This window comes from Sphingomonas sp. STIS6.2, from assembly GCF_000732685.2.
Classification (GTDB): domain Bacteria; phylum Pseudomonadota; class Alphaproteobacteria; order Sphingomonadales; family Sphingomonadaceae; genus Sphingomonas; species Sphingomonas aerolata.
Map to the genome: position 1 here is coordinate 1 of NZ_JPDP02000064.1, position 7,831 is coordinate 7,831.

Sequence of the window (7,831 nt, forward strand, 5' to 3'; positions counted from 1 at the left end):
GGGAAAGCAGTTTTGCTGCTAGGCCAAGTCACCAGCTAGGGGGTACCTAAAAGATAAGACGCAAGGACCAAACCGAGGAGTGCTGACGCTCCCGCTCCCCATAGGTGGCGACGATCATCTGAGCGTCTGCCGATGCGCCATTCCGCAACTGCGGCTACCCCTGACGCAATGACCCCAAGTATCAGAACCATCAGCCAAAATGTAGATTTCATCATCCGCCCCTTCCAACCGTAAGCGTCTCAGGCGGATAGCTATAGCCAACATTGTGCCTTTCGACGCTTTCCCGTTTGGGAACGGCGCTTGGGGCAGCCGAACGGGGATGGGACGGGCTCTTGCCTCAGCTTGGCCATTTTCCCAAAACCTGTTCCCGATTGGCTTTTCCCAAAACAGCCGAATGATGACGGAGAAACATGGCGTAATCGCGGGAGAGCGATTCGCCTCAAATGTGCCTGACAGTAGATGAAGCTGCGCATTTCGGCAGGTGGCTGTTCCCCGATAGGATGGCGAAACGGGCTCACGACTGGACGCCGGGCCCAAACATCGAATGGAGAACAGCCGTGGCACAGTATATCGGCCTGGACGTTTCACTGAAAGATACATTCATCTCGGTTTGCGAGGACGGGCGGCGGATATGGCGAGGTAAATGCCCGTCTGATCCCAAGATACTGGCAGAAATGATCTACAAACGCGCCCCGAACGTGAGTCGGGTCGTGTTCGAAACGGGCCCTTTATCGACCTGGTACTATCATGAGCTCACAGCAGCCGGGTTGCCTGCCATCTGTATCGACGCCCGCCAGGCTAAGAAGGGCCTCGACATGGCGCACAACAAGACCGACGCGAACGATGCCGATGGCCTCGCGCATCTAGCCGAAGCTGCTTTCTACAAGCAGGTCCGGGTAAAGAGTTATGACAACATGCTAGTGCGCACGTTGGTCACCGCGCGGACCCAGTTGCTAAAGATGCAGCTTCAGCTGTCGAACCAGATACGCGGCCTGATGAAGACCTTCGGCCTGATCGTACCCAAGGGGCTAGGCCGTGTGTTCGACGGCCATGTCTGCGATCTGGCGGGGTCTCATCCGGGATTAGCGCCGATCATCCTACCGCTTCTGGCCGTGTGGCGGGAACTCCGTGTCAAGGTTGCTGGGTTGAGCAAGCAGCTCGTCGGTACCGCCCGACAGAGCAAACAGTGCCAGCTTCTCACCTCAATACCTGGCGTTGGCGCCTTGACCGCCTGCTCCTTTATCGCCGCGATCGAGGACCCGGCCAACTTCGCCAGATCACGCTCGGTTGGCGCCTGGTTGGGGCTCACGACCAGACGCTATCAATCTGGCGAGGTCGACTATGACGGGCATATTTCGCGGCGGGGTGACGTCTACGTGCGAGGACTGCTCTACGAAGCCGCGACCGTCATCCTGACGCGCGCCCATGCCGACAGCGATTTACGCCAGTGGGGGATCAAGCTTCGGGAGAAGGTCGGCTTCAAGCGTGCCGCCATCGCAGTCGCGCGCAAGCTTTCCGTCGTCATGCACGCGATGCTGAAGTCCGGCGAATGCTTCGAGCGCCGGCCGGTGACCACAGCATGACCATGCCAGCAGAGGAGTTGCCAAACGAACTTACGCCATAGCGTCGCTTCTACCCGACGCGCCGAAACGTCCCTGCCGGGGCGTGGTTTGGATCATTCCGCCTTTCCCGTTGCAGCGGCTCCCCAGCGAGCAGCCTGCGTGAGAAACCTTGGAAGATCTCGATCCGCGAATAGCCATCCTGCGGCAGGCACCGTCCCGACCGCGTAAACGACCCTGCACCCGGTATACGTACACGCTCGGCGACCACGGAAAGGCGATTGCTTCAGTCGACCACCCCGGAGCGGCTCCATCGTCGCCTCGAGCATGATCTATGCCTTCAAACCTTGACTTCCGGGTCGCGATTAAACGACGGGAAAGCGGCGCAGTCGTAAAAGTACGGAGTTCTGGCAACGTGGGCCGATGGTCGCATTGGCTCGCGCGACCGATACGTCGCTCCATTCGTTGTAAGCGCTTGGGCATACTTCCTGGCCCAAACTGAAGGAGCAACACCATGTCGGACCTCAGCCTAGACGACCTGTCAAAGAAGATGGCAAAGTTGGACTTTACGATGATGGCCACTCGCTCACCCAACGGCACCCTGACAGCCCGCCCGATGAGCAACAACGGCGATGTCGAATATCGAGGCGACAGCTACTTCTTCGCTTATCAAAACTCGCGAAAGATTGCCGACCTGCGCGTCGATCCGCACGTTACGCTTAGCTATACCGGTGCGGTCGGTATGCTCGGCGGTCCCCCGCTGTTTGTAACTGTCGAAGGCGCCGCTGCGCTGATCGAAGACAAAGCCGCGTTCGCCGATCATTGGACAAAGGATCTCGATCGGTACTTTCCCGAGGGCATCGACACACCCGGTGTAGTGATGATTCGTATCGATGCAAAGGCGATCCGCTACTGGGATGGTAGCGACGAGGGCGAGATCACCATCTGAGCGAGGCACCTAACGTCCCTACCACACAGGGCTTTCGCGGGATTGTCGCGGAAGTCCTGACTTTCGGACGTTTTTAAAATCGCTTATTTTGCGACAAACCCGCAGCTACGGTGCAATTTGGACGAAGGCCGCGACTAGCGCCCGGTCGTTGACCGGCTTGGTCAAGATCGCAGCAGCATAGTCGCACGCGTTGCACTCTTCCGGTGTGCCGGTGACGAAGATAACCGGAATTGGGCCATGGTCTGTACGAATGCGGGCGACCGCCCCGGGACCGGTTCCCTCAAACAGACGTACGTCTGAGAGGATCACATCGGGCCGCTGTGCCTGAGCCGCAATACATGCATCTGCCTCAGTATCGGCCATTCCAATCGACGTCGCACCTGCGTCCTCCGCAAGCAGCGATAGATGCATCGCTACGATCGGATCGTCTTCGATGATGAGCACGTGACAGATCGGACCAACTCCTATGATCCAGGTTAACGTGCCGAAAACAACTTTCGGCCCAACTAATTGAGTCAGATGGAAATTAGCTTCGTAGCCCGTCGATCGTCCGCACGACGCTACGCGGGTTGAAGGGCTTGGGGAGAAAGAAGCTGTCAGCCGGCATGTCTCTCTCGCCCAGAGAAATCACACCAGAGGTGATGAAGAGGATCGTTGGCGGAAAACGGCTGCGAATGTGGTGGGCAAGGCGGAGGCCGTCCATCGATCCAGGCATCTGAACATCGGTGAGTACGACGCGAATGCTGCTGTTGGCGACAAGAATGCTTATCGCGCCGTCAGCGTTCTCTGCGTCATAAACGGTGAAGCCAGCGTTTTCGAAATAGTCGATGAGATTGAAACGAATTAGCGCTTCGTCCTCAACGACGAGAATGCTGCGACTGTTGATCGGTTTACTCTGGCCCATGACGCTTACTTGCCCACCATTGCGGCTTCACCGAGCGGTGCATCAAGACAGAAGACAAGGCCGCTCTCCAGATATTCGATCTGCGCCGTAGCCTTAAAATAAGATCGCAGCGACCGTTCGATCATCATCGATCCAAAACCCCGGCGGGTAGGGGGGACAACCTGTGGTCCGCCTGTTTCACGCCAGTTCACTAAAAAGCGCGAGCCGCCAGGTTCTGTTCCCTCATCAATGCTCCAGGAAAGCCATACCTGTCCGGTAGCATTGGACAGCGCACCATATTTGGCCGCGTTGGTAGCAAGCTCATGCAGCGCCAATGCCAAGGCCAGTGTTACTTCAGGCTTTAACGTAACCGGTGGCCCTTCGGCATGGATCCGATCACCGAGCCCTCCGTGCGGCGCCAACGCACGCGCTGTTAGTTCGGCAAGATCCGCGGATGCCCACGACTGAGCTGTCAGGACATTGGTCGCTTCGCCCAGTGCCACGAGCCGTGCCGACAAGGCTTCGCCGGCATCGTGAAGATTGTCAGCCTGACGTAGCGTCTGAGCGGCGACGGACTGGACGACCGAAAGAACGTTCTTCAGGCGATGGCTCAGCTCATGGTTGAGTAGTACCTGCTGCTCCTCCGCTCGCCTGCGCTCCCGAAAATCTCGCGTAACAGTGCCGTAGCCAATGAGCGTGCCGTCGTAGTCGGTGACAGGGAAAACCGTGTAAAGGACCGGTATCAGCTCGCCTGTTTGAAAGTGGAGGAACATCCGTTCACCGGACCAGCTGCCGTCTCGGGTTACGGCTGGCAAAACCTCCGTCAACACGGCCTCCGCTTCGGCCGGCGGAAAGAAGTCAGCGATCATTACGCTATTGATTGCGCCAGGATCGAGTCCGACCAGTTGGCAGGCTGCATCGTTCAGAAAAAACACGCTGCCATCAAGCCGCGCTATGCCGATAAAGTCAGCGCTGTTCTCGACGATTCGGACGAGTTGGCCGCGCTCTTCTTCATGTTCGCGCGACGCGGTAATGTCACGTGAGACTGAAAGGATGCGTTCGGGCCTACCGTTTCGCCCCAATACCGGGCTGACCGCTACATGCCACCATTTGGGTGTACCGGCGATTGTCTCAGCTCTACCGGTGAAGCTGTGGCTTTCGCCAGCCTTGGCCGCTGCAATGGCAGCGCAAGCGTCGATATTACCCTTGTCCTGCCAAAAGTCCGGCCATGGGCAGCCAGCGATTTCATTGAAATCACTGACCTCCATGACCTTCTGACCACCTTCGGACATGAAAGTAATGCGGCCATCGAGATCGAGGACCTTGATGCAGTCAGTTGAGCTAGCAAGAACACTAGACAGAAAGGCTTCACGCTCAGCCAGCTGTAGGCTGGCAGCCTCCTTCTCATTTGCCAGTCTTGTCGCCCGAGCAAACGCTGCCCGTAGCTCTGCTGCAAGGATGGCTATGCCTGACGCCACCGCGACAAACACGATGCTTCCTGTCCACTGCGGCAACGTAAGCCATAGAGGTTCGCTGGCGTGACCGATCGAAAGGCCGGCGACGATCGCGGCGAGTATGCTGGCGTATATCCCCGTTGCTCGGCCCAGCATTAACGCGATCAGCAGTACCGCGGGGATGAACAAAAGCCAGGGTACGATCGACGCGACAAACAGCGCGCGGATCAGACCCACCATGATGATAGCCACGGTGGCAATGACATTGCCCGTTAGCGGCCGGATCGAATGGCGTAGCGACCAAGCCAGCAGTCTATCCACAAAGGGCGACGTTTCGATGTTGGTCATGTCCAGCACTCAGGAGGACATAGCCCCCTGCTTGCCCTTGGCGGCATTAGCAAGGTTTGATCAGAAGGGAATGCCCCCGCCCGTACCCTTCGGCGACCAGCAAATCGGACGTTTAGCGAGCGGAGAGCTGTCATCGCAAAAGTGGGTAATTTTCCATCAGGGTAGGGAAACCAGCCTGTTGCTCGATCGCGTGCGGCAGGCGCCACGGGAGGTCGTCAAGCACAAGAGGCATACCGAATAGGCGATTGGCCTTAGCGTCCAGCGCACATGCGAAGCGGTGCTTTGCAACGAGCACGCCGTGCTCGCAGTCTCGACTGCGGCTTCAAGGCAAATACGGGATCGAGGGCGTGTTTCTCGGCACCCCCTGCATCGCCGGCAAGAACGGCTTCGAGCTTGTGATCGAGCTCGAGCTGAATGACGCCGAATGGGAGGGCATGAGCGCGGCGACACCTATCGTGAAGGATCTCAAGCGGAAATGACGGCCGGTCGCCGACCGGCATATCTGCTTAGATTTCCACCTGGCTGCCCAACTCAATCACGCGAGCCGATGGCAGCTTCAGGAACTCCATTGGCGTTTCCGCGCTCCGCACCATCAAGGCGAAAAGACGCTCCCGCCAAAGCGCCATGCCCGGCAGCTTGGTGGGGATAATCGTCTGCCGTCCTAGGAAGAAGCTGACGTCATCCAGTTCCAGTCCGATCCCGCAGCCTTCAGCCTGTTGCAGGCTTTCAGGAACATCTGTTTTCTGCATGAACCCGTAGCGCAGGATGATCCGGCTAAACTTGTTGCCAAGATCGATGATAGCCACGTGGGCAGCTTCGTCCACGAACGGTACACGCTCGAACTGGACGGTCACGATGACGTTACGCTCGTGCAGCACCTTATTGTGTTTGATGTTATGCCGGAGTGCGTGTGGTACGCCATCGGCGGCCGCGCTCAGAAAGACGGCGGTGCCTGGCACCCGCCCAATCGAGCTTGCAGCTGATCGGATAAACGTCTCGATATCGTCAGGCGCACGCATGCGTTCTGCCACGATCCTGCGGCCGGTGCCCCAGGTCGTCAGCAACGTGAATGCAATCCCACCGATCAGCAACGGAAACCAACCACCGTCCGGCACCTTGAGGAGGTTGGCGGCGAAATAAGCACCATCGACGAGGAAGAACAACGCCAGCAAACCACCCGCTATGAACTTGTTCCAGTGCCACAGACGGAACAGCACAACTGTCAGCAGACACGTATCAATAAACATCGCGCCGGTGACGGCGATGCCGTAAGCCGAGGCCAGATTGCTTGACGAACGGAACATCAGCACGAGGACGATTACCATCGCCATCAGCACCCAGTTGATGATGGGGATGTAGATCTGGCCAACGGCAGAGACCGAAGTGTGGGTAATCTTCAGGCGCGGGATGAAGCCGAGCTGCATCGCCTGCTGGGTCACCGAGAAAGCGCCCGAGATGACCGCCTGCGAAGCGATGATGGTGGCGAAGGTCGCGAGAATAACCAGCGGCAGGCGAAACCACTCCGGCGCCAGCATGAAGAAGGGGCTCGTGATTGCCGACGGCTGCGCGATAAGCAGCGCACCCTGCCCAAGATAGTTCAGCATCAGCGCAGGCAGGACCAGGTAAATCCAGCCGACCTTGATCGGAGTTCGGCCGAAATGGCCCATGTCAGCATAGAGGGCCTCGGCACCGGTGACGGCCAGCACGACCGACCCCAGTGCCAGGAAGGCGCGCCACATGTCCGCCTGGAAGAAGCCGAATGCGTGATAGGGATTGAGCGCCAGGATGACGGACGGATCGTGCGAGATACCGATCACCCCCAGCACGGCCAGCGTCAGGAAGTAGATGCTCACCACCGGGCCGAACAGCGTGCCGACCGCAGACGTGCCGAAGCGCTGAATGGAGAACAGCCCGATCAGAATCGCGATAGCGATCGGGATCACGAATGGCTGGAAGCTGGCATTGACGACAGTGAGCCCCTCAACCGCCGACAGCACCGAAATCGCCGGGGTTATCATGCTGTCGCCGTAGAACAGCGCACAGGCGAACACCCCTAGCAGGACAAGCCCGGCGGTTGAACGCGAGTCACCCAGCTTGCGGGTGATCAAGGCAAGCAATGCCAGACTGCCGCCTTCGCCACGGTTATCCGCCCGCATGAGGATGGTGATGTACTTGAGCGTGACGACGATCATCATCGACCAGAAAATGAGCGACAACACGCCGAAGACGTGGAGGCGGTCGACCGTCAGGGTATGATGCCCGGCAAACGTCTCGCGGAAGGCGTAAAGCGGCGATGTGCCGATATCCCCGAACACGATACCGATCGCACCAAGTGTCAGCTTCAGCAGACCCGCCTGGGGATGATGCCCAGCCTCCGTCGGATCCGCGTCGCGACCGGTGGCTGAGGCAGTCGATTGATCCATAGGAAACTCTTTGCGTTCGAGGACATCCCCGTCATCGCTCCAGCGGGATCTGACCTCCGCTCGATAGATGCAGTGGCCATCCATAGCTGACATCGTCCCCGGCCTTGACGCAATTCCGACACAGTGTCTGCCGCTCATTCGGAATGAAGAAGTAACTATGGAAAAGGGAAACGCCCTGTCGCGCATCTCCTAAGTTTCGAACGTCTCGAATGTCG

At 58.4% G+C, this 7,831-nt stretch carries 7 protein-coding genes; 3 read left to right on the forward strand and 4 right to left on the reverse strand.

All coding sequences use genetic code 11. The annotated features are described in order from the left end of the window. Positions 1 to 557 precede the first annotated feature (557 nt). Both sphst_RS11105 and sphst_RS11110 read left to right on the forward strand, forming a co-directional pair. Entirely contained in the window at positions 558 to 1,583 is a 1,026-nt protein-coding gene (locus tag sphst_RS11105) for an IS110 family transposase (protein WP_031393516.1), read from the forward strand. A gap of 490 nt (positions 1,584 to 2,073) precedes the next feature. Further along, positions 2,074 to 2,508, forward strand: coding sequence for a pyridoxamine 5'-phosphate oxidase family protein (locus sphst_RS11110; RefSeq protein WP_031393515.1), 435 nt, complete (start codon positions 2,074 to 2,076; stop codon positions 2,506 to 2,508). Positions 2,509 to 2,613: 105 nt separating this feature from the next. On the opposite strand, the gene sphst_RS11115 is transcribed toward sphst_RS11110, so the two are convergent. From sphst_RS11115 to sphst_RS11125, 3 genes are all read right to left on the reverse strand, one after another. Next, positions 2,614 to 2,952: a response regulator gene (locus sphst_RS11115; RefSeq protein WP_234387585.1), complete on the reverse strand. Its 339-nt coding sequence runs from the start codon at positions 2,950 to 2,952 to the stop codon at positions 2,614 to 2,616. Positions 2,953 to 3,034: 82 nt separating this feature from the next. After that, positions 3,035 to 3,412, reverse strand: coding sequence for a response regulator (locus sphst_RS11120; RefSeq protein WP_031393513.1), 378 nt, complete (start codon positions 3,410 to 3,412; stop codon positions 3,035 to 3,037). A gap of 5 nt (positions 3,413 to 3,417) precedes the next feature. Then, positions 3,418 to 5,193 (reverse strand): PAS domain-containing protein, encoded by a 1,776-nt coding sequence (locus sphst_RS11125; RefSeq protein ID WP_081877484.1) that lies wholly within the window; start codon positions 5,191 to 5,193, stop codon positions 3,418 to 3,420. Between the two features lie 245 nt (positions 5,194 to 5,438). Between sphst_RS11125 and sphst_RS11135 the strand changes: the two genes are divergently transcribed. After that, positions 5,439 to 5,672: a hypothetical protein gene (locus sphst_RS11135; protein WP_199848957.1), complete on the forward strand. Its 234-nt coding sequence runs from the start codon at positions 5,439 to 5,441 to the stop codon at positions 5,670 to 5,672. A 27-nt stretch (positions 5,673 to 5,699) separates the two neighbouring features. Here sphst_RS11135 and sphst_RS11140 read toward each other — a convergent pair whose 3' ends face one another. Beyond that, the gene (locus sphst_RS11140; RefSeq protein WP_043156574.1) at positions 5,700 to 7,616 is read right to left on the reverse strand and encodes a potassium transporter Kup; all 1,917 of its coding nucleotides are present in this window, start codon (positions 7,614 to 7,616) and stop codon (positions 5,700 to 5,702) included. Positions 7,617 to 7,831: the final 215 nt, after the last annotated feature.

Coding starts and splice junctions, on each gene's coding strand:
- sphst_RS11110 (WP_031393515.1), top strand. CDS start 2,074: ATGTCGGACCTCAGCCTAGACGACCTGTCAAAGAAGATGGCAAAGTTG.
- sphst_RS11120 (WP_031393513.1), bottom strand. CDS start 3,412: ATGGGCCAGAGTAAACCGATCAACAGTCGCAGCATTCTCGTCGTTGAG.
- sphst_RS11125 (WP_081877484.1), bottom strand. CDS start 5,193: ATGACCAACATCGAAACGTCGCCCTTTGTGGATAGACTGCTGGCTTGG.
- sphst_RS11140 (WP_043156574.1), bottom strand. CDS start 7,616: ATGGATCAATCGACTGCCTCAGCCACCGGTCGCGACGCGGATCCGACG.